The 17,926-nt window shown below is 71.1% G+C and carries 21 protein-coding genes and 1 riboswitch; of the genes, 10 read left to right on the top strand and 11 right to left on the bottom strand.

What is annotated here, in order from left to right; genetic code table 11:
- Window positions 1-40 precede the first annotated feature (40 nt).
- Window positions 41-715, bottom strand: coding sequence for a maleylpyruvate isomerase family mycothiol-dependent enzyme (locus IM697_RS03630; RefSeq protein ID WP_194044604.1), 675 nt, complete (start codon window positions 713-715; stop codon window positions 41-43).
- Between the two features lie 86 nt (window positions 716-801).
- Between IM697_RS03630 and IM697_RS03625 the strand changes: the two genes are divergently transcribed.
- The 4 genes from IM697_RS03625 to IM697_RS03610 all read left to right on the top strand — a co-directional run bounded on the left by IM697_RS03625 (window position 802) and on the right by IM697_RS03610 (window position 3,729).
- Window positions 802-1,500, top strand: a complete 699-nt coding sequence (locus IM697_RS03625) for an HD domain-containing protein (RefSeq protein WP_228044485.1) — start codon at window positions 802-804, stop codon at window positions 1,498-1,500.
- Between the two features lie 27 nt (window positions 1,501-1,527).
- Window positions 1,528-2,646, top strand: coding sequence for a GNAT family N-acetyltransferase (locus IM697_RS03620; protein WP_407699600.1), 1,119 nt, complete (start codon window positions 1,528-1,530; stop codon window positions 2,644-2,646).
- 76 nt (window positions 2,647-2,722) lie between these two features.
- A complete protein-coding gene (locus IM697_RS03615) occupies window positions 2,723-3,160 on the top strand; it encodes a PPOX class F420-dependent oxidoreductase (RefSeq protein ID WP_194044602.1) in 438 nt (145 codons plus the stop codon).
- 92 nt (window positions 3,161-3,252) lie between these two features.
- Entirely contained in the window at window positions 3,253-3,729 is a 477-nt protein-coding gene (locus tag IM697_RS03610; RefSeq protein ID WP_194044600.1) for a carboxymuconolactone decarboxylase family protein, read from the top strand.
- A 37-nt stretch (window positions 3,730-3,766) separates the two neighbouring features.
- Here the strand turns inward: IM697_RS03610 and IM697_RS03605 are convergent, their stop codons facing one another.
- Both IM697_RS03605 and IM697_RS03600 read right to left on the bottom strand, forming a co-directional pair.
- Window positions 3,767-4,036: a DUF4031 domain-containing protein gene (locus IM697_RS03605; RefSeq protein WP_194044598.1), complete on the bottom strand. Its 270-nt coding sequence runs from the start codon at window positions 4,034-4,036 to the stop codon at window positions 3,767-3,769.
- Window positions 4,033-4,410, bottom strand: a complete 378-nt coding sequence (locus tag IM697_RS03600; protein WP_194044597.1) for a hypothetical protein — start codon at window positions 4,408-4,410, stop codon at window positions 4,033-4,035. The genes IM697_RS03605 and IM697_RS03600 overlap by 4 nt, the downstream gene beginning before the upstream one ends.
- 55 nt (window positions 4,411-4,465) lie before the next feature.
- Here IM697_RS03600 and IM697_RS03595 point away from each other — a divergent pair, with 55 nt between their 5' ends.
- The 4 genes from IM697_RS03595 (at window position 4,466) to IM697_RS03580 (ending at window position 7,980) form a co-directional block, all read left to right on the top strand.
- Entirely contained in the window at window positions 4,466-5,377 is a 912-nt protein-coding gene (locus IM697_RS03595; protein ID WP_194044596.1) for a MurR/RpiR family transcriptional regulator, read from the top strand.
- A 42-nt stretch (window positions 5,378-5,419) separates the two neighbouring features.
- Window positions 5,420-6,355: an N-acetylmuramic acid 6-phosphate etherase gene (gene murQ / locus IM697_RS03590; protein ID WP_194044595.1), complete on the top strand. Its 936-nt coding sequence runs from the start codon at window positions 5,420-5,422 to the stop codon at window positions 6,353-6,355.
- 27 nt (window positions 6,356-6,382) lie between these two features.
- Complete coding sequence (locus tag IM697_RS03585) at window positions 6,383-7,213, top strand: aldo/keto reductase (RefSeq protein ID WP_194044594.1); 831 nt, start codon at window positions 6,383-6,385, stop codon at window positions 7,211-7,213.
- 197 nt (window positions 7,214-7,410) lie between these two features.
- Window positions 7,411-7,980, top strand: a complete 570-nt coding sequence (locus tag IM697_RS03580; protein WP_194044593.1) for a hypothetical protein — start codon at window positions 7,411-7,413, stop codon at window positions 7,978-7,980.
- Window positions 7,981-7,990: 10 nt separating this feature from the next.
- Here IM697_RS03580 and IM697_RS03575 read toward each other — a convergent pair whose 3' ends face one another.
- The 6 genes from IM697_RS03575 to thrC form a co-directional block, all read right to left on the bottom strand.
- Window positions 7,991-8,434: an MFS transporter gene (locus IM697_RS03575; RefSeq protein WP_228044484.1), complete on the bottom strand. Its 444-nt coding sequence runs from the start codon at window positions 8,432-8,434 to the stop codon at window positions 7,991-7,993.
- A 101-nt stretch (window positions 8,435-8,535) separates the two neighbouring features.
- Window positions 8,536-9,663, bottom strand: coding sequence for an NADH:flavin oxidoreductase (locus tag IM697_RS03570; protein WP_194044592.1), 1,128 nt, complete (start codon window positions 9,661-9,663; stop codon window positions 8,536-8,538).
- 211 nt (window positions 9,664-9,874) lie between these two features.
- Window positions 9,875-11,497, bottom strand: a complete 1,623-nt coding sequence (gene groL / locus IM697_RS03565) for a chaperonin GroEL (RefSeq protein ID WP_194044591.1) — start codon at window positions 11,495-11,497, stop codon at window positions 9,875-9,877.
- A gap of 293 nt (window positions 11,498-11,790) precedes the next feature.
- Entirely contained in the window at window positions 11,791-11,994 is a 204-nt protein-coding gene (locus IM697_RS03560; RefSeq protein ID WP_004986573.1) for a cold-shock protein, read from the bottom strand.
- 440 nt (window positions 11,995-12,434) lie between these two features.
- Entirely contained in the window at window positions 12,435-12,710 is a 276-nt protein-coding gene (locus tag IM697_RS03555; protein ID WP_059195843.1) for a ubiquitin-like small modifier protein 1, read from the bottom strand.
- Window positions 12,707-13,990, bottom strand: a complete 1,284-nt coding sequence (gene thrC, locus IM697_RS03550) for a threonine synthase (RefSeq protein ID WP_194044589.1) — start codon at window positions 13,988-13,990, stop codon at window positions 12,707-12,709. Before thrC ends, IM697_RS03555 begins: the two co-directional genes overlap by 4 nt.
- 18 nt (window positions 13,991-14,008) lie before the next feature.
- A riboswitch (SAM riboswitch) is annotated at window positions 14,009-14,178 on the bottom strand.
- 131 nt (window positions 14,179-14,309) lie between these two features.
- Between thrC and IM697_RS03545 the strand changes: the two genes are divergently transcribed.
- Together IM697_RS03545 and IM697_RS03540 are read left to right on the top strand one after the other, a co-directional pair.
- Window positions 14,310-15,254: a glucosyl-3-phosphoglycerate synthase gene (locus IM697_RS03545; protein ID WP_194044586.1), complete on the top strand. Its 945-nt coding sequence runs from the start codon at window positions 14,310-14,312 to the stop codon at window positions 15,252-15,254.
- Between the two features lie 95 nt (window positions 15,255-15,349).
- Window positions 15,350-16,756, top strand: a complete 1,407-nt coding sequence (locus IM697_RS03540) for an alpha,alpha-trehalose-phosphate synthase (UDP-forming) (protein WP_194044584.1) — start codon at window positions 15,350-15,352, stop codon at window positions 16,754-16,756.
- 11 nt (window positions 16,757-16,767) lie between these two features.
- On the opposite strand, the gene otsB is transcribed toward IM697_RS03540, so the two are convergent.
- Window positions 16,768-17,634: a trehalose-phosphatase gene (otsB, locus tag IM697_RS03535; protein ID WP_194044582.1), complete on the bottom strand. Its 867-nt coding sequence runs from the start codon at window positions 17,632-17,634 to the stop codon at window positions 16,768-16,770.
- Between the two features lie 40 nt (window positions 17,635-17,674).
- A complete protein-coding gene (locus tag IM697_RS03530; protein WP_194044578.1) occupies window positions 17,675-17,926 on the bottom strand; it encodes a DUF3263 domain-containing protein in 252 nt (83 codons plus the stop codon).

Below are 17,926 nucleotides of genomic sequence, written 5' to 3'. Positions count from 1 at the left end.
TTACCCACCGAGGACCGGCTCACCCCATGTCCCCGCCCCGTCACCCGAAGATGTTCAGCTCCCCCGCCTCCACCCCCACCAGCTCGTAGTCCGCCCCGTCCACCGGCCGCCCGGCGTAGATCCGCATCAGCGTCGCCGCCTCCCCGATGTACCGCGCCGGAGGCCTCGGCGCCGCCGCCTCCCCCAGCCGCAGGGGCTCGTCCACGTCGTCCAGGTCGGCGTGCAGCGGGACGTGCCGCCGCTCACGGGTCAGCCACGCCAGCAGCCGGAGCGCGTCGGGCAGCCCGGCCCCGGCGTACGCACCCGGCTCCCCGAACACCTCCCGTACGTCACCGGCGTGCACCCACTCCCCGAGCGCGACGCCGTCCAGCGCCCCGCCGGCCTTGGCGATCACCGGCCCCGCCTCGGTCATCCCGCGCTCCAGCTCGTCGACGACCCGCGCGTTGGTCCAGTCGGCGCGCTCGGCGATGTCCCGGTCGTTGCACTCGGGCGAGAACACGCCCTCCTCGAACCGGCTCTCCACCACCCGCATCAGGGCGGACGAACAGTGCGCCAGCACATCCCGCACCGACCACCCCGGACACGCGACGGTCGGCAGCGCGAAGTCCGCGTCCGGCCGCGCCCGCAGCAGCGGAACCAGCGCGTCCCGCTCGACGACCAGCAGCCGCCCCGGCAGTTCGGGATCCCGTACATCGTGCACGTCAGCAGAAGTCATGGCCCCACGCTAGGCCGCCGGGCGCGCCCCCGGGGAGAACGCCGACACACCCGGCCCCACCCCGGCGCACCCGCCAGAATGGCGCCATGGCCGATCCCCGCACCCCGAGCACCCCCAACACCCCCGACTCCCCCGTCTCCCCCAACGCCCTCGACGCCCTGCGCACCCGCTTCGCCCAAGCCCTCGACGCCACCCGCTCCCCCGCCACCGCCCCCGACCCGACCCCCTACGCCGACAACCTCCTCACCCGCTGGCGGGAACCCCAGCGCCGCTACCACACCCTCACCCACCTCACCGCCGTCCTGGACCGCATCGACGAGCTGGCCGACCACGCCGACGACCCGGACGTCGTACGCCTCGCCGCCTGGTTCCACGACGCCGTCTACCTCCCGGACCGCTCCGAGAACGAGGAGCGCTCCGCCCGTCTCGCCGAACGCGCCCTCCCCGAGGCCGGTGTCCCCGCGGAGCGCACCGCCGAGGTCGCCCGTCTCGTGCGTCTCACCGTCACCCACGACCCGGCGCCGGACGACCGCGACGGCCAGGTCCTGTGCGACGCCGACCTCGCCGTCCTCGCCGCCCCGCCCTCCGTGTACGCCGCCTACACGGCCGCCGTCCGCGAGGAGTACCACTTCGTGCCGAACGACGCCTTCCGCGAGGGCCGTGCCGCGATCCTGCGTCAGCTCCTCGACCTGCCGAGCCTGTTCCGCACGCCGTACGGCCGCAAGGAGTGGGAGGCGACGGCCCGCTACAACCTCGCCGCCGAACTGGAAATGCTGTCGCTCTGAGCGCCCGGCGCCCGTAGCCTGCCCGGCATGCGACACATGGGCGGGGAACGCGCGACCGAGGCCGTGGCGAGCTGCGTGGCACTGCTGCGCACCGCGGTGGACCAGGACTGGGAAGGCGTGAAGGCCGGTCGGCTGGAGTGGAGTTGTCACAAGACGGCGTTCCACATCGCCGAGGACCTCATCGCCTACGGCGGCCAGTTGGCGGGCCGCGCACAGGACGATTACGTCCCCTTCGAGATCACCCTGGACGACGGCACCGACAACGAAGGGCTGCTCCAGGTCATCGAGACGACCGGCGCCCTGTTCGCCGCCGTCATCCGCACCACACCGCGCGAGGTGCGCGCCTTCCACCCGTACCCGTTCCGCAGCGCCGACCGCGAGGGCTTCGCGGCGATGGGGGTCGCCGAGGTGCTGCTGCACACCCACGACATCGCCGAGGGCCTCGGCCTGACGTACGAACCGCCCGCCGAACTCCCCGAGTTCGTCCTCACGACGATCTTCCCGCACATCCGCCCCGAACCCGGCCCGGAGTCCGGCACCGACCACTGGCGCACCCTGCTGTGGGCGACCGGCCGCGCCGACCTCCCGGGCCGCCCGCCGGTCACCGAGTGGCGCTGGAACAACAACCTCGTCATCCCCACCGACCGCCTCACCCTCCAGGGCGTCACCCCCGCGGCCGCCGCCGATCTGCGCGACGGCGGCGACGGCGGGTTCCGGTGGGTCGAGGGCGGGCCGTTCGACGGCACGCGGGAGGCCGCGAAGTGGATGACGAAGGCGTACGAGGGGGGCGTGCACCGGCCGGAGTGGGGGCTGTTCGTGCTCGTGCGACGGGAGGACGGCCGCGCGGTCGGCGGCATGGGCTTCCACGGCGTACCGGACGACGAGGGGCGGGCCGAGGTCGGCTACGACCTCGCCGCCTCCGCCCGCGGCCACGGCTACGCGACCGAGGCCCTGACCGCCCTCTCCGAGTCGGCCCTGGCCAGGGACGACGTCCAGTTGCTGTACGCGGCCATCGAGCACGACAACGTCCCCTCGCAGGCCGTCGTCACCCGCGCGGGCTATGTACGGGCCACCGTCGAGGAGGAGCGCATGGCCCGCGAGGAGCACGACATGGAGCAGTCGCTGAGGCTGTACGTCCGCAGATGACGGCATACGGCGGCCTGACCTTAGGCCTAGCCTGGGGCGGGACCGACCCGCACCGCCGCCGCCCCAGGGAGCCGCCGTGTCGTTCACCGACGAGGAGATCGCCTACCTCAGCACGAACCCGCTCGCCCGCTTCGCCAGCCTCTGCGCAAACGGGCAGCCCGATGTGGTCCCGGTGGCCCTCGAGTTCGACGGCAGCCGCTTCTGGGTGGGCGGCCCGCGCGCGGAGGTGCTGCGCACCCGCAAGTTCCGCAACATCGAGCACGGCCGCCACAAGGTGGCCTTCGTCGTGGACGAGCTGATCTCCATCGAGCCGTTCGTCGCCCGCGGCATCCGGGTGTACGGCGTCGCCGACGGCCCCGTCGAGCGGAGCGGCATGGTGGGCCCGGGCCACTACCTGCGCATCACGCCGACGCTGTCGTGGAGCTGGAACCTGTCGGACCCGCCCCGCCCGTCCGGCGAGACCTGGTACCCGATGCGGCGGGCCGAGCACTCCACCGGAACACAGACCGAGTGACTCACGTCACTTCTCTCCACGTCACATCCCGCCGAACCGCTCCGTCATAGCTGTGTACCCACCGACCACGGCCCATGACTGAGGAGTTCGCCATGAGCACCGCCCGTTTGAACGCCTTTGAGATCCCGACCGTCGGCAAGTTCCTGAAGCACATCGTCTCGGCGGGCAAGGTGGTCCACGACTCGCCGCTGCCCGTCTCGACGCAGAACCTGGTGACGCTGCGCGCCAGCCAGATCAACGGCTGCGGCTTCTGCACCGACATGCACTTCAAGGACGCCGTCGCCGCGGGCGAGGACACCGTCCGTCTCAATCTCGTCGCCGCCTGGCGCGAGGCCACCCTCTTCACCGAGGCCGAGCGCGCCGCGCTGGAGCTGACCGAGGCGGGCACCCGCATCGCCGACGCGGCCGGCGGCGTACCGGACGAGGTGTGGGAGAACGCCGCCAAGCACTACGACGAGGAGCAGCTCGGCGCGCTGGTGTCCCTGATCGCGCTGATCAACGCCTTCAACCGGCTGAACGTCCTGGTCCAGCAGCCGGCCGGCTCCTACCGGCCCGGCCAGTTCGCGTAACCGGCAGGGGCCTCGCGCGAGGCGGAACGGGCGGGCGTCAGCCCCATCCCCGCCCCTTCGCCCTGCGCAGCCCCGCCCCCCGCAGCAACCGCACCACCTCACGACTGCTGACCTCCACCGCGCCGGCGCGCACCACGTCGGCGTAGCGGTGGGACGGGATGTCGTAGTGATCCCGCTCGAAGGCCCGCCGCGGCACGCCCAACGCCTCGGCGAACGCGTGCAGTTCGTCGTACGACACATCGCTCACCAGGTGGGACCACATCCGGCCGTGGCCCGGCCAGGTGGGCGGGTCTATGTAGATCGTCACGAGGTCGCGGGCCCCAGCGATCCCACCGCGGCGACCTTCACGCCCGCCTTGTGGCACACCCAGTGCGGATCGGGCCCGAGCTCCGGCTCGACCTCCAGCGCGTGCGGGTCGCCGGCTCCGCACACCGGGCACAGCGGCCAGCGGCCGTACTTGTCCAGCAGCGCGTCCTGGACGTCCTGGGCGACCAGCCCGGCCACGTACTCGACACCGTCCGGCCACTGCTCCACCCACCAGCGTCGCTGTACGACCGACTCCTCGACCAACGACACCACGTCCGCCTCGGCGACCTCGCCCGCGACCAGGTCGGCGAGCACGAGGGCGCGGGCGGTGTGCAGCGCCTGCTCCAGCGGGCTGAGCGGACTTACAGGTTCCATGCTCCTATTGTGCGCACCCTTGACCACACCTCGGATCTGAAAATACCTTTCAAGGGTGACCCATGAAGTGAAGGAAACTTTCGGCCGGGCGAGCACGGCACCGGCGCCCGCCGCCCTCGCGGCCAAGGTCCGCACGCTCGCACCGTCGATGACCCGCTCCATGCAGCGCGTCGCCGAAGCGGTCGCGAACGACCCGGCGGGCTGCGCGGCCCTCACGGTCACCGGCCTCGCCGAGCTCACCGGCACCAGCGAGGCCACGGTCGTACGCACCGCCCGCCTTCTCGGCTACCCCGGCTACCGCGATCTGCGCCTCGCCCTCGCCGGCCTCGCCGCCCAGCAGCAGTCGGGCCGCGCCCCGGCCATCACGACCGACATCGCGGTGGACGACCCCATCGCGGACGTCGTCACGAAACTCGCGTACGACGAGCAGCAGACCCTCGCGGACACGGCGGCCGGACTCGACACGGTCCAGCTCGGTGCCGCGGTGTCGGCCGCCGCCGGGGCCCGCCGTATCGATGTGTACGGCGTCGGGGCGTCGGGGCTGGTCGCCCAGGACCTGACGCAGAAGCTGCTGCGGATAGGGCTGATAGCCCACGCCCACAGCGATCCGCATCTCGCCGTGACGAACGCGGTGCAGCTGCGGGCCGGTGACGTGGCCATCGCGATCACGCACTCCGGGACGACCGGCGATGTCATCGAGCCACTGCGGGTCGCGTTCGAGCACGGGGCCACGACGGTCGCCATCACCGGACGCCCGGACGGGGCGGTCACCCAGTACGCCGACCACATCCTCACGACGTCCACCGCGCGGGAGAGTGAGCTGCGGCCGGCGGCGATGTCGTCGCGGACCAGCCAGTTGCTGGTGGTGGACTGTCTGTTCGTCGGGGTCGCCCAGCGGACCTACGAGACGGCGGCGCCGGCGCTGGCCGCGTCTTACGAGGCACTGGCCCACCGGCATCGCCGATAGCAGGTCGGACCGGACACAGCACATCAGAAAGAGCCGTCTCTCATGACCTCGACATCCAACCCCCGTGATCTGCGTGCCGAGTTGGAGACCCTGACCACCGAGGCGTTCCGCCCCGAACTCGCCGAGATCGACCAGCTCCCCACCCTCGACATCGCCCGGCTCATGAACGGCGAGGACGCCTCCGTGCCCGCCGCCGTCGCCGCCCGCCTCCCCGAGATCGCCGCCGCGATCGACGCCGTCGCGGAACGGATGGCACGCGGCGGCCGACTCCTGTACGCGGGCGCCGGCACCGCCGGCCGCCTCGGCATCCTCGACGCCTCCGAGTGCCCGCCCACCTTCAACACCGACCCCGCCCAGGTCGTCGGCCTCATCGCGGGCGGCCCGGCGGCGATGGTCACCTCCGTCGAGGGCGCCGAGGACTCCGTGGAGCTGGCCCACGCCGACCTCGACGCCCTCGCACTCACCCCGGCGGACACGGTGGTCGGCATCTCGGCCTCCGGACGCACGCCGTACGCCATCGCCGCGGTCGAACACGCCCGTCAGCAGGGCGCGCTGACGATCGGCCTGTCCTGCAACCCGGGCAGCACCCTCGCCTCCGCAGCCGAGCACGGCATCGAGATCGTCGTCGGCCCCGAACTGCTGACCGGCTCGACCCGCCTCAAGGCCGGCACCGCCCAGAAGCTGGTCCTCAACATGCTGTCGACGATCACGATGATCCGGCTCGGCAAGACCTACGGAAACCTCATGGTCGACGTCCGCGCCTCCAACGACAAACTCCGGGCCCGCTCCCGCCGCATCGTCGCCCTCGCCACCGGGGCCGCCGACACCGACATCGAGCGCGCCCTGACCGAGGCGGGCGGCGAGGTGAAGACGGCGATCCTGATCCTGCTGGCGGACGTGGACGGCGCCACGGCGAACGGACTCCTGGCCGCGGCCGACGGCCACCTCCGAGCCGCGCTGGAAACGGCGGGGAGCTGACGTCGACTCCCCTGTTAGCGTGGCCGTATGACGGCACCGACGACGTTCCGCATCGGCGGCGAACTGGAAGTACGGCGGCTCGGCTTCGGGGCGATGCACCTACGACCGGAGACCGCCGAGGACCGTGCCACCTGCCTCGCGGTCGCCCGCCGAGCCGTCGAACTCGGCGTCACACTCATCGACACCGCGCACATGTACGGCTGGGGCGGCAACGAGGACCTCCTCGCCGAGGCCCTGCACCCGTACCCCGAGGACCTCGTGATCGCCACGAAGGTCGGCATCCGCCACACCACCGACGGTGAGGGCTGGCGGCACGCCGGCGAACCGGCCGACCTGCGCGACCAGGTCGACGAGGCCCTGCTCCGCCTCCGCCTGGACCGCATCGGACTCCTCCAGCTCCACCGCCTCGACCCGGACGTGCCGCTGCCCGACCAGCTCGGCGCCCTGCGCGACCTGCGCGACGAGGGCAAGATCGGCCACATCGGCCTCTCCGAGGTGACGGCCGCCGAACTCGCCGACGCCCGCGCCGTCGTGGACATCGCGAGCGTCCAGAACCGCTACAACCCCCTCGACCGCGAGCACGAGCCCGTCCTCGCCGCGTGCGAGGAGGCGGGCATCGCGTTCCTGCCGTGGCGGCCGGTGGCGGCGGGACAGTCGGGCGGGCGGTCGTCGGAGATCGCCGCCGTGGCCGGGGAACTCGACGCCACACCGACCCAGGTCACCCTCGCCTGGCTCCTCGCCCACTCCCCGGTGATCCTCCCGATCCCGGGAACGGCGAGCATCGCACACCTGGAGGAGAACCTGGGCGCGGACACGGTCCGCCTCACGCCGGAACAGTACGCCCGCCTGAACGCCTAACACGGCGGTTCCGTATGCCGAGCAACTCCTGTTCCTCCTGCCACCCAAGGGTCTCGAGCCCCCGCCAGGTCTCACCCTCGACACCGAGAAGCTCAAGGGAGTTCATGACCCGCTCGGAAGCACAGGACCCCCCATGTGCATGCTGAGGGTCGGCCACACCACCTGACCAAGGCCCCCGCCAGCCCCGGAGCCGCCCCATGAACCACGCCCAACTCACCGCCCTGGGCCGAGCCCTCCGCCTCCTCGGCGAGCACGGCGAGGCCCTGACCTCCGACACGCCGGACGCCAGGCTGCACGAGGTCAAGGCGGACGTGCGCCGCGCGCTCGACCTGCTGGACGAGAGCGTCACCGGCGCCGCCCCCGCCACCCGCTGCCCGGAGCACCCGAACGGCCCGGTCGACGAGAACGCCCACGACCTCTGTCTGCTCTGTGAAACCCGTCGCCGGGCAGCCCGTCGTGCCGAGTACAACGGCGGTCCCGTGCCCCCGCGCACCACCGAGACCGCCCCCTCCCGCTATGGCGTCCGGGGCGACCGCCCCCAGCCCCAGCAGCGCTGGCTGCCGGAGCTGTGGAACGGTCAGGAGTGGCAGCTGTGTGGCACTCCGCGCCGCGACCGCCGGGAGGCCGAGCTCTATCTCGCCGCCCAGCGTCGCGGCCCGCGTCCCGCCATGGCCTACCGGCTCGTACACGAGTTCACCGACTACGAGGTGCTGCGCGTGTGGGGCACTCCGGTGAAGGTGGACATCGAGCCGTTGGGGAACCTGTAGTTACGACTGGTTACGACTTCGCGGCCGTTCCCGCCGGTTCCGCAGCCGCGTCCGTCACCGCCTCGCCCCCGGCGGCGGCCGTCTCCTGCCGCGGGATGAACGACGCCACCACGAACGCCGGCAGCGCGGCCCCGGCGCCCACCGCCAGGACCACCTTGAAGCCGTTCTCGGACGGCAGGGCGTAGCCGCCGAGGTCCGTCGTCATCTGGGCGAGGATCACGCCCGCGACGGCGCTCGCCGTGGACGTACCGAGGGAACGCATCAGCGTGTTGAGGCTGTTCGCGGCGGCCGTCTCCGACGCGGGCACGGCGCTCATGATGAGGGCGGGCATCGAGCCGTAGCCGGCGGCGACGATCAGCACGCCGATCATCAACGTCACCTTCGGGCCCTGCGCGCGGGAAATCGCCGCCGACACCGGCGCCGTCGCCATCATGACCAGGCTCGAGGGCGCCATGCACAGGCCCGCGACCAGCATCGACTTGGTTGATTGACGTACTCGACCTGTGCGGGTGAGCCCCGCACCCCAGAGGGGCGCGGGGCCCTACGGCGCCGGTGTCAGCTCAGGGACTTCAGCGAAGCGGCGTCATACGACGCCAGCTCACCAAGGCGGCCCTGCAGCACCTTCGCGGCCCACTCCGGGTCCTGGAGCAGCGCCCGGCCGACGGCGACGAAGTCGAACTCCTCGGCCTCCAGGCGGTCCAGGAGGTCGTCGATGCCCTTGATCCCGGAGCCCTGGCCGGCGAACGCGCCCAGGAACTCGCCGTCCAGGCCGACCGAGCCGACGGTGATGGTGGGCTTGCCGGTCAGCTTCTTCGTCCAGCCGGCGAGGTTGAGGTCGGAGCCGTCGAACTCCGGGACCCAGTAGCGGCGGGTGGAGGCGTGGAAGGCGTCGACCCCGGCCGCGGCGAGCGGGGCGAGGACGGCCTCCAGCTCCTCGGGGGTCTCGGCGAGACGGGCGTCGTAGGCCTCCTGCTTCCACTGCGAGTAGCGGAAGACGACCGGGAAGGACGGCGAGACCGACTCCCGTACGGCGGCCACGATCTCCGCCGCGAACTTCGTACGGGCGACGGGGTCACCTCCGTACGCGTCGGTGCGGCGGTTCGTCCCCGCCCACAGGAACTGGTCGACGAGGTAGCCGTGGGCGCCGTGGATCTCCACGCCGTCGAACCCGATCCGCTCGGCGTCCGCGGCGGCCTCGGCGAAGGCGCCGATGACGTCGTCCAGGTCGCGCTGGGTCATGGCCCTGCCGGTGGGCTCGTCGGCACCGATCCGCAGCCCGGAGGGGCCGACGGCCGGGGCCTCGGCGTAGGGCGGCTGGCCCTGCTGCCGCACCATGCCGATGTGCCAGAGCTGCGGCACGATGGTCCCGCCCGCCGCATGCACGCTCTCGGCGACCTTCGCCCATCCGGCGAGCTGCTCCTCGCCGTGGAACCGGGGCACCCGGTCGCTCTGCCCGGCCGACTCATGCCCGACGTAGGTCCCCTCGGTCACGATCAGCCCCACGCCGGCGGCGGCCCGGCGCGCGTAGTACGACACCACGTCCGCACCGGGGACGCCGCCCGGCGAGAACATGCGCGTCATCGGCGCCATCACGATGCGGTTGGGCACGGTGAGGCCGTTGATCGAGGTCGGCCGGGACAGGACATGGGCCGCGCGGGAGGCGGCGGGCTCGGTGACGGTCACGTGGTGGGCTCCTTGGAGGTGGGGTCGACTGACCGGACGGTATGTGCGTGCGCATTATTGCAACGCCTTAAGGAACTGCGGGGGCGAGGTCGCGCATTCCACATCCCGCCCGGTTGTGACCCCGGACACGCCCGAGGGCGGCACCCCCTGTCTCCAGGGAGTGCCGCCCTCGGTACTGACGGACCGGGTCCGAGCCTTCTCGCGAAGCGGCTCAGAAGTCCATGTCACCGCCCGGCATACCGCCACCGGCGGGCGCGGCGGCCTTCTCCGGCTTGTCGGCGATGACGGCCTCGGTGGTGAGGAACAGCGCGGCGATGGACGCGGCGTTCTGCAGCGCGGAACGCGTCACCTTCGCCGGGTCGATGATGCCCTCGGCGACCAGGTCGACGTACTCACCGGACGCGGCGTTCAGGCCGTGACCCGGGGTGAGGTTGCGGACCTTCTCCACCACGACGCCGCCCTCGAGGCCGGCGTTGACGGCGATCTGCTTCAGCGGGGCCTCGAGGGCGAGCTTGACGGCCGCGGCGCCGGTCGCCTCGTCACCCTCCAGCTCCAGCTTCTCGAAGACACCGGAGGCCTGCAGCAGGGCCACGCCACCACCGGCGACGATGCCCTCCTCGACGGCCGCCTTGGCGTTGCGCACGGCGTCCTCGATGCGGTGCTTGCGCTCCTTGAGCTCCACCTCGGTGGCGGCACCGGCCTTGATGACCGCGACGCCGCCCGCGAGCTTGGCCAGGCGCTCCTGGAGCTTCTCGCGGTCGTAGTCCGAGTCGCTGTTCTCGATCTCGGCGCGGATCTGGTTCACGCGGCCCTGCACCTGGTCGGTGGAGCCGGCGCCGTCGACGATGGTGGTCTCGTCCTTGGTGATGACGACCTTGCGGGCGCGGCCCAGGAGGTCCAGGGTCGCGTTCTCCAGCTTGAGGCCGACCTCCTCGGAGATGACCTCGCCGCCCGTGAGGATGGCGATGTCGCCGAGCATGGCCTTGCGGCGGTCACCGAAGCCCGGGGCCTTGACGGCGACGGACTTGAAGGTGCCGCGGATCTTGTTGACGACCAGGGTCGACAGGGCCTCGCCCTCGACGTCCTCGGCGATGATCAGCAGCGGCTTGCCCGACTGCATGACCTTCTCCAGGAGCGGGAGCAGGTCCTTGACCGAGGAGATCTTGGAGTTGGCGATCAGGATGTACGGGTCGTCGAGGGACGCCTCCATACGCTCCATGTCGGTGGCGAAGTACGCCGAGATGTAGCCCTTGTCGAAGCGCATACCCTCGGTGAGCTCCAGCTCCAGACCGAAGGTCTGGGACTCCTCGACGGTGATGACGCCTTCCTTGCCGACCTTGTCCATGGCCTCGGCGATGAGCTCACCGATCTGGGTGTCGGCGGCGGAGATGGAGGCCGTGGAGGCGATCTGCTCCTTGGTCTCGACGTCCTTCGCCTGCTCCAGCAGGGCGGCGGAGACGGCCTCGACGGCCTTCTCGATACCGCGCTTGAGGGCCATCGGGTTGGCGCCGGCGGCTACGTTGCGCAGGCCCTCCTTGACCAGGGCCTGGGCGAGAACGGTCGCGGTGGTCGTACCGTCACCGGCGACGTCGTCCGTCTTCTTGGCGACTTCCTTGACCAGCTCGGCGCCGATCTTCTCGTACGGGTCCTCGAGCTCGATCTCCTTGGCGATGGAGACACCATCGTTGGTGATCGTGGGGGCGCCCCACTTCTTCTCGAGGACGACGTTGCGACCCTTGGGGCCGAGCGTCACCTTCACGGCGTCCGCGAGCTGGTTCATGCCGCGCTCGAGGCCGCGCCGCGCCTCCTCGTCGAACGCGATGATCTTGGCCATGTGAAGTGGTCCCTCCAGGACTGGGGGTGATTCCTTCGGACCGCGCCCGCGCCCGCGACGGACGGCTCGCCGACCCCGTGGTTCCTTGCCCCACTTGGCCTGCGGGCCTCACCGACCCGGTCCTTCTTTGTCACTCTCACCTTCAGAGTGCTAACGCCAATGATTAGCACTCGACCCATGCGAGTGCAAGCGGCTCTCGGGGATCGGGCCCCGGTCGGCGATGGGCGAACAGGCGAAGGGCCCGCACCCGGTGAGGTGCGGACCCTTCGGTGAAGTGACGTGCAGAAGAACGTTCAGGCGGTGACGCGAACCATGTCGGCCTGCGGGCCCTTCTGGCCCTGCGAGATCTCGAACTCCACCCGCTGACCCTCTTCCAGGGTGCGGTAACCGTCCATCTGGATCGCGCTGTAGTGGACGAAAACATCCGCACCACCGTCGACCGCGATGAAGCCGTACCCCTTCTCCGCGTTGAACCACTTGACGGTGCCCTGAGCCATGCCTAACTCCCCTATTACTGGCCCTTGCACAGATCCACACTTCGCGGATCCGGGTCAGACCTCACCCCCCATCGGTCGGGGGCGTGCGCCGGAACGCGTCGACCGCGGCTGAATGTATCTGCCCAACTGCCGTCTGCAACAGGTCAATCGGACGAGAAATCCGGGCACGACTGGTCGGGAATGTGGGGACAATTCCCCTGACTTCAGGTCAAGTCGGACCTGGCAAATGGAACAAAAGCCGCAAAAAACCCGCACACTTTGGCTACTTCTTGTCGGACCTGCGGCAGAAATCAAGGGCTGCCGACCCGGAGATCGGCGGCACGTTCCCCAACTGTACCTCGCTCAACCACACAGAATTGCCCCCTCCGCTTCTCTCACGGAGGAGGCAATTCGATGAACTCTCGGTAATCGCTGTTACCGACGGTTACTACCGGCGGGTATCAACCGCCCGCGACGGCCGGAATGATGGAGACACCCGCACCGTCCGGCGTGGCCGTCTCCAGCCCCTGCTCGAACCGGACGTCGTCGTCGTTGACGTACACGTTGACGAACCGCCGCAGCTTGCCCTGGTCGTCCAGCACCCGGGCGGCGATCCCGGTGTGGTTCTTCTCCAGGTCGGCGATGACGTCGGCGAGGGTGGCACCTTCGGCGGCGACCTCGGCCTGGCCACCCGTGTAGGTGCGCAGGATGGTGGGGATGCGAACGGTCACGCTCATGCGAGGCCAGCCTCTCGGAAGGAGTCCAGGTTCGGGCGGATGGTGGCGGTGAGACCGGTACCGGCCACCGCGTCGAGGGTCTTGAGTCCGTCGCCGGTGTTGAGGACGACGGTGGTCTTGGCGGGGTCGAGGACGCCGTTGTCGATGAGCTTCTTCGTCACACCGACGGTCACCCCGCCGGCGGTCTCCGCGAAGACCCCCTCGGTCCGGGCGAGCAGCCCGATCGCGTCCACGACCTGCTCGTCCGTCACATCCTCCACGAAACCGCCGGTGCGGCGCGCGATGTCGAGGACGTACGGCCCGTCGGCCGGGTTGCCGATCGCGAGGGACTTGGCGATGGTGTTCGGCTTCTGCGGGCGCACCACGTCGTGGCCGGCCTTGAACGCCGTCGACACCGGCGAGCAGCCCTCGGCCTGCGCTCCGAAGATCTTGTACGGCTTGTCCTCGACGAGCCCGAGCTTGATCAGCTCCTGCAGACCCTTGTCGATCTTCGTGAGCTGCGAGCCCGACGCGATCGGGACGACCAGCTGGTCCGGGAGCCGCCAGCCGAGCTGCTCGCAGATCTCGTACGCCAGGGTCTTGGAACCCTCGGCGTAGTACGGCCGCAGGTTGACGTTGACGAAGCCCCAGCCCTCGCCGGCCGGGTCGCCGATCAGCTCGGAGCAGAAGCGGTTCACGTCGTCGTAGTTGCCCTCGATGCCGACGAGCTCGCCGCCGTAGATCGCGGCCATGACGACCTTGCCCTGCTCCAGGTCGTGCGGGATGAACACGCAGGACCGGAAGCCCGCGCGGGCCGCGGCCGCGCCCACCGCGCCGGCGAGGTTGCCGGTCGAGGAGCAGGAGAGCGTGGTGAAGCCGAAGGCGCGGGCGGCCTCCAGAGCCTGGGCGACCACCCGGTCCTTGAAGGAGTGCGTCGGGTTGCCGGAGTCGTCCTTGACGTACAGGCCGCCGGTCACGCCCAGCTCACGGGCGAGGTTGTCGGCCTTGACGAGCTTGGTCCAGCCGGGGTTGAGGTTCGGCTTGTCGGCGACGTCGGCCGGGACGGGAAGCAGCGGCGCGTAGCGCCAGATGTTCGCGGGACCCGCCTCGATCCGCTTACGGAGCTGCTCGGTGTCGTAGGCCGAGAAGTCGTACGCGATCTCCAGCGGGCCGAAACACTCCTCGCAGGCGAAGACCGGTCCGAGGGGTACCCGGTGACCGCATTCGCGGCAGGACAGTGCCGCGGCGGGACCGAGGTCCACGGTGGAGTCGGTGGTGCTTGCAACAGTCTGCACAGCCATGTGAGGCGAGGCCCTTTCTCCTCATCTTCCTCACGACGCATCTCGCCGTGAGACGGATTTGGCACCTTCCCTAGCCGGGAGCCTCGCGGAGACGATCAACGGTGACGATCGACGCTGATCTACGAGAACCGACTGGAGGGTTGCCGGGGCTTCATCGGGCCGTTTCCCTCTGCCCCTCTGGATGAGCTGTATGCGGTTGTAATCGGCAGGTGACCCCGGACATGCGATGGTCATCCGCGTTGTTCAAGACTGTAACCGAACGCCAGGACAGTTGAGAGAGCCGTCCGTAACGCGAGACAACAGTGAGGAGCCGCTGACCGTGCTGGAAGAAGTCGAGCGCTGGCTGCGCACCCGCTCCTGGTCCGCCGTCGACCGCCCGCTCCACCGCATCCTGGCCGCCAAGCAGCGTACGGGCCAGTCGGTCTCCGTCGTGCTGCCCGCGCTCAACGAGGAGGAGACGGTCGGCGACATCGTCGCGATCATCCGTCATGACCTCATGCGCCAGGTCCCCCTGGTCGACGAGATCGTCGTCGTCGACTCGGGGTCCACCGACCGCACCTCCGAGGTGGCCGCCGCGGCGGGCGCGCGGGTGGTGCACCGCGACGACATCCTGCCGCACCTGCCTGCCGTGCCCGGCAAGGGGGAGGTGCTGTGGCGCTCCCTGCTGGTGACGAGCGGGGACATCGTCTGCTTCATCGACGCCGACCTGAAGGAGTTCTCCTCCGAGTTCGTCTCCGGGATCGTCGGCCCGCTGCTCACCGATCCGGACGTGGACCTCGTCAAGGCGATGTACGACCGCCCGCTCGGCTCGGCGGCCGGGCAGGGCGGCCGGGTCACCGAGCTGATGGCGCGCCCGCTGCTGAACATGCACTGGCCGCAGCTCGCCGGCTTCGTGCAGCCGCTGGGCGGCGAGTACGCGGCCCGCAGGTCGCTGCTCGAGCAGCTCCCGTTCCCCGTCGGCTACGGCGTCGAGCTGGGCATGCTGGTCGACGCCCTGCATCTGGTGGGCCTGGACGCGCTGGCCCAGGTGGACGTCGGGGTGCGCAAGCACCGGCACCAGGACGGGCAGGCGCTCGGCCGGATGTCGGCGGCGATCTACCGCACGGCACAGCTCAGGCTGGCCCGCGGCCATCTGATCCGGCCCTCCCTCACCCAGTTCGAGCGGGGCGAGGACGGTTTCCAGCCGCTGACGTACTCCGTGGACACCGAGGAGCGGCCGCCGATGGTGGAGATCGCCGAGTACGCGACGCGGAAGGTCGCGTAAACGCCGGAAACCGGCCGTACACGGGGTGTGGAGGAGCCGTCCAGTAAGCGGAACCGTACGTTTGAGCGTTTCCGGGCCGGGCTAGGTTGAGGCGTATGGCTTCCACGCAGGATGCGCAGGATGCGCGAGGTGCTGCCAGGGTGCTGGTCGCGTCGAACCGCGGCCCGGTCTCGTACGAGGTGCGCGAGGACGGCTCGCTGCACTCCAAGCGGGGCGGCGGCGGGGTCGTCTCCGGGCTGTCGGCGATCGGGCCGGACGCGGGCGCGCTGTGGGTGTGCTCGGCGCTGTCCGACGGGGACCGGGAGGCGGTGCGGCGCGGGGCCGGCGAGGACGGCGTGCTGATGCTGGACATCCCGGCCGACGTGCACGCGGACGCGTACAACGGCATCGCGAACTCGGTGCTGTGGTTCGTCCACCACATGCTGTACCAGACGCCGCTGGAGCCGGTCTTCGACGCGGAGTTCCGGCGGCAGTGGGCGTCGTACGAGACGTACAACCGCGCCTTCGCCCGGGCGCTGGCCGGGCAGGCGGCGCCGGGGGCGGCGGTGCTGGTGCAGGACTACCACCTGTGCCTGGTGCCGGGCATGCTGCGCGAGCTGCGCCCCGACGTCCGGATCGGCCACTTCTCGCACACGCCCTGGGCACCGCCGGAGTACTTCCGCATGCTGCCGGACGACATCCGTTCGCAGCTGTTGTGGGGGATGCTCGGCGCGGACCGGCTGGGGTTCCTCACCCGGCGGTGGGCGGACGCGTTCGAGGCGTGCGCCGAGCGGTTCGTCGGCGGGCTCGGCGGCACCCGGGTCGGGGTGCACGGGCTGGGGGCGGACGCGGACTTCCTGCGGGCGCGGGCGCATCAGGCCGACGTGGCCGAGCGGATGGCGGTGCTGAAGGGCGAGATCGGCGAGGGCCGCAAGGCGATCGTCCGGGTCGACCGCACCGAGCTGTCCAAGAACATCGTGCGCGGCCTGCTGGCGTACCGGCAGCTCCTCGACGACCACCCCGAGTGGCGCGAGCGGGTGGTGCACGTGGCGTTCGCCTACCCCTCGCGGCAGGACCTGGCGGTGTACCGCGACTACACGGCCGAGGTGCAGCGCCTGGCGACGGAGATCAACTCCCGCTATGGCACGCCGGGTTGGACGCCGGTCGTGCTGCACGTCAAGGACGACTTCGCCCGCTCGCTGGCGGCGTACCGGCTGGCGGACGTGGCGCTGGTCAACCCCATCCGGGACGGTATGAACCTGGTCGCCAAGGAGGTGCCGGTCGTCTCCGACGAGGGGTGCGCGCTGGTGCTGTCGCGGGAGGCCGGGGCCTTCGAGGAACTGGGCGAGGACGCGTTCGCGGTCAACCCGTACGACGTCATCGACACGGCACGGGCGCTGCACGAGGCGTTGACGATGCGCCCGGAGGAGCGGGCGGAGCGCTCGAAGCGACTGGCGGCGGCCGCGACGGCACTGCCGCCGGCCCAGTGGTTCCTGGACCAGCTCCACGCGCTGGACCGGTAACCCACCCTCGATCAGCCGGCCTGGCCGGCCTGAGCCGCGATCTGCCGCAACAGCCGTACGACCCCCGCCGGACCGTCGACCACCACGTCCGCCCGCTCCGAGAGCTCGGTGACCTCCTCGCTGCCGCTGCAGACCAGGAGGCCGGGGGTGCCGTCGGAGCGGAGGGCGTCGACGGCGGCGTAGGCGGAGAGGTCGCCGAGGTCGTCGCCGGCGTAGAGGACGGACTCGGCGCCGAGCTCCCGGACGTGGTCGCTGAGCGCCACGCCCTTGTCCATGCCGGGTGGGCGCAGTTCCAGGACCATGCGGCCGGGTTCGACGATCAGTCCGTTGCGGGTGGCGAGGTCGGTGAGGGGTGCGCGCAGGGCGTCGAAGGTGCCCTGCGGGTCGGCCGCGCGGCGCGTGTGCACGGCGACGGCATGTCCCTTGTCCTCGATCCAGGTGCCCTGCGTGACGCTCGCGAGCAGCCCCGGCAGTTCGGCACGGACGGTCGCGATGCCGGGGTGGGGGTCGGGTGCGGTGACCTTTCCACTGACGGCGTCCCAGCGCTCGGCGCCGTAGTGCCCGAGCACGACGAGGTGCTCAAGGCCCGCGACCCCGGCGAAACCGCCGTACCGCACGGCCACGTCGGCCGGGCGCCCGGTGACCACCGCGACGCCGGCCACCTGCGGCGCGAGCGCGACCAGTGCCGACAGGGCGTCGGGGTGGGCCCGCGCCTGATCCGGGTCCGGCACGATCGGGGCGAGCGTGCCGTCGAAGTCCAGCGCGACGAGCGCCCGTGCGGGGCGGTCGAGGAGCGCGGCGAGTCCGTCGCGGCCGGGCCGGGTGACGGGGGTCGGCAGCGGGCCCGCGGGGTCGGTCGGATCCTGGTGACTGGCCATACGGGGACCCTATCCAGGGACGGGCGGATGTACCCCTGGCTCATCTCTCCGCCCGCCGTGCCTCCCGTACCCGCCGCAGCCGGTTCACCGTCACCGGGTCGTGCCGCAGGGCCCTCGGGTCGTCCAGCAGGGCGTTCAGGAGCTGGTAGTAGCGGACGGGGGCCAGGCCCAGTTCCTCGCGTATCGCCCGCTCCTTGGCGCCGGGGCCCGTGAAGCCCCGGCGTTCCAGCGCGAGGATGGACCGCTCGCGGTCGGCGAGGGCGGCCTCGGACGGGTCCTGGTGCTGGTCCAT

The sequence above is a fragment of the Streptomyces ferrugineus genome (genome assembly GCF_015160855.1).
GTDB lineage: Bacteria > Actinomycetota > Actinomycetes > Streptomycetales > Streptomycetaceae > Streptomyces > Streptomyces ferrugineus.
This window is presented reverse-complemented; position numbering and strand designations above follow the sequence as displayed.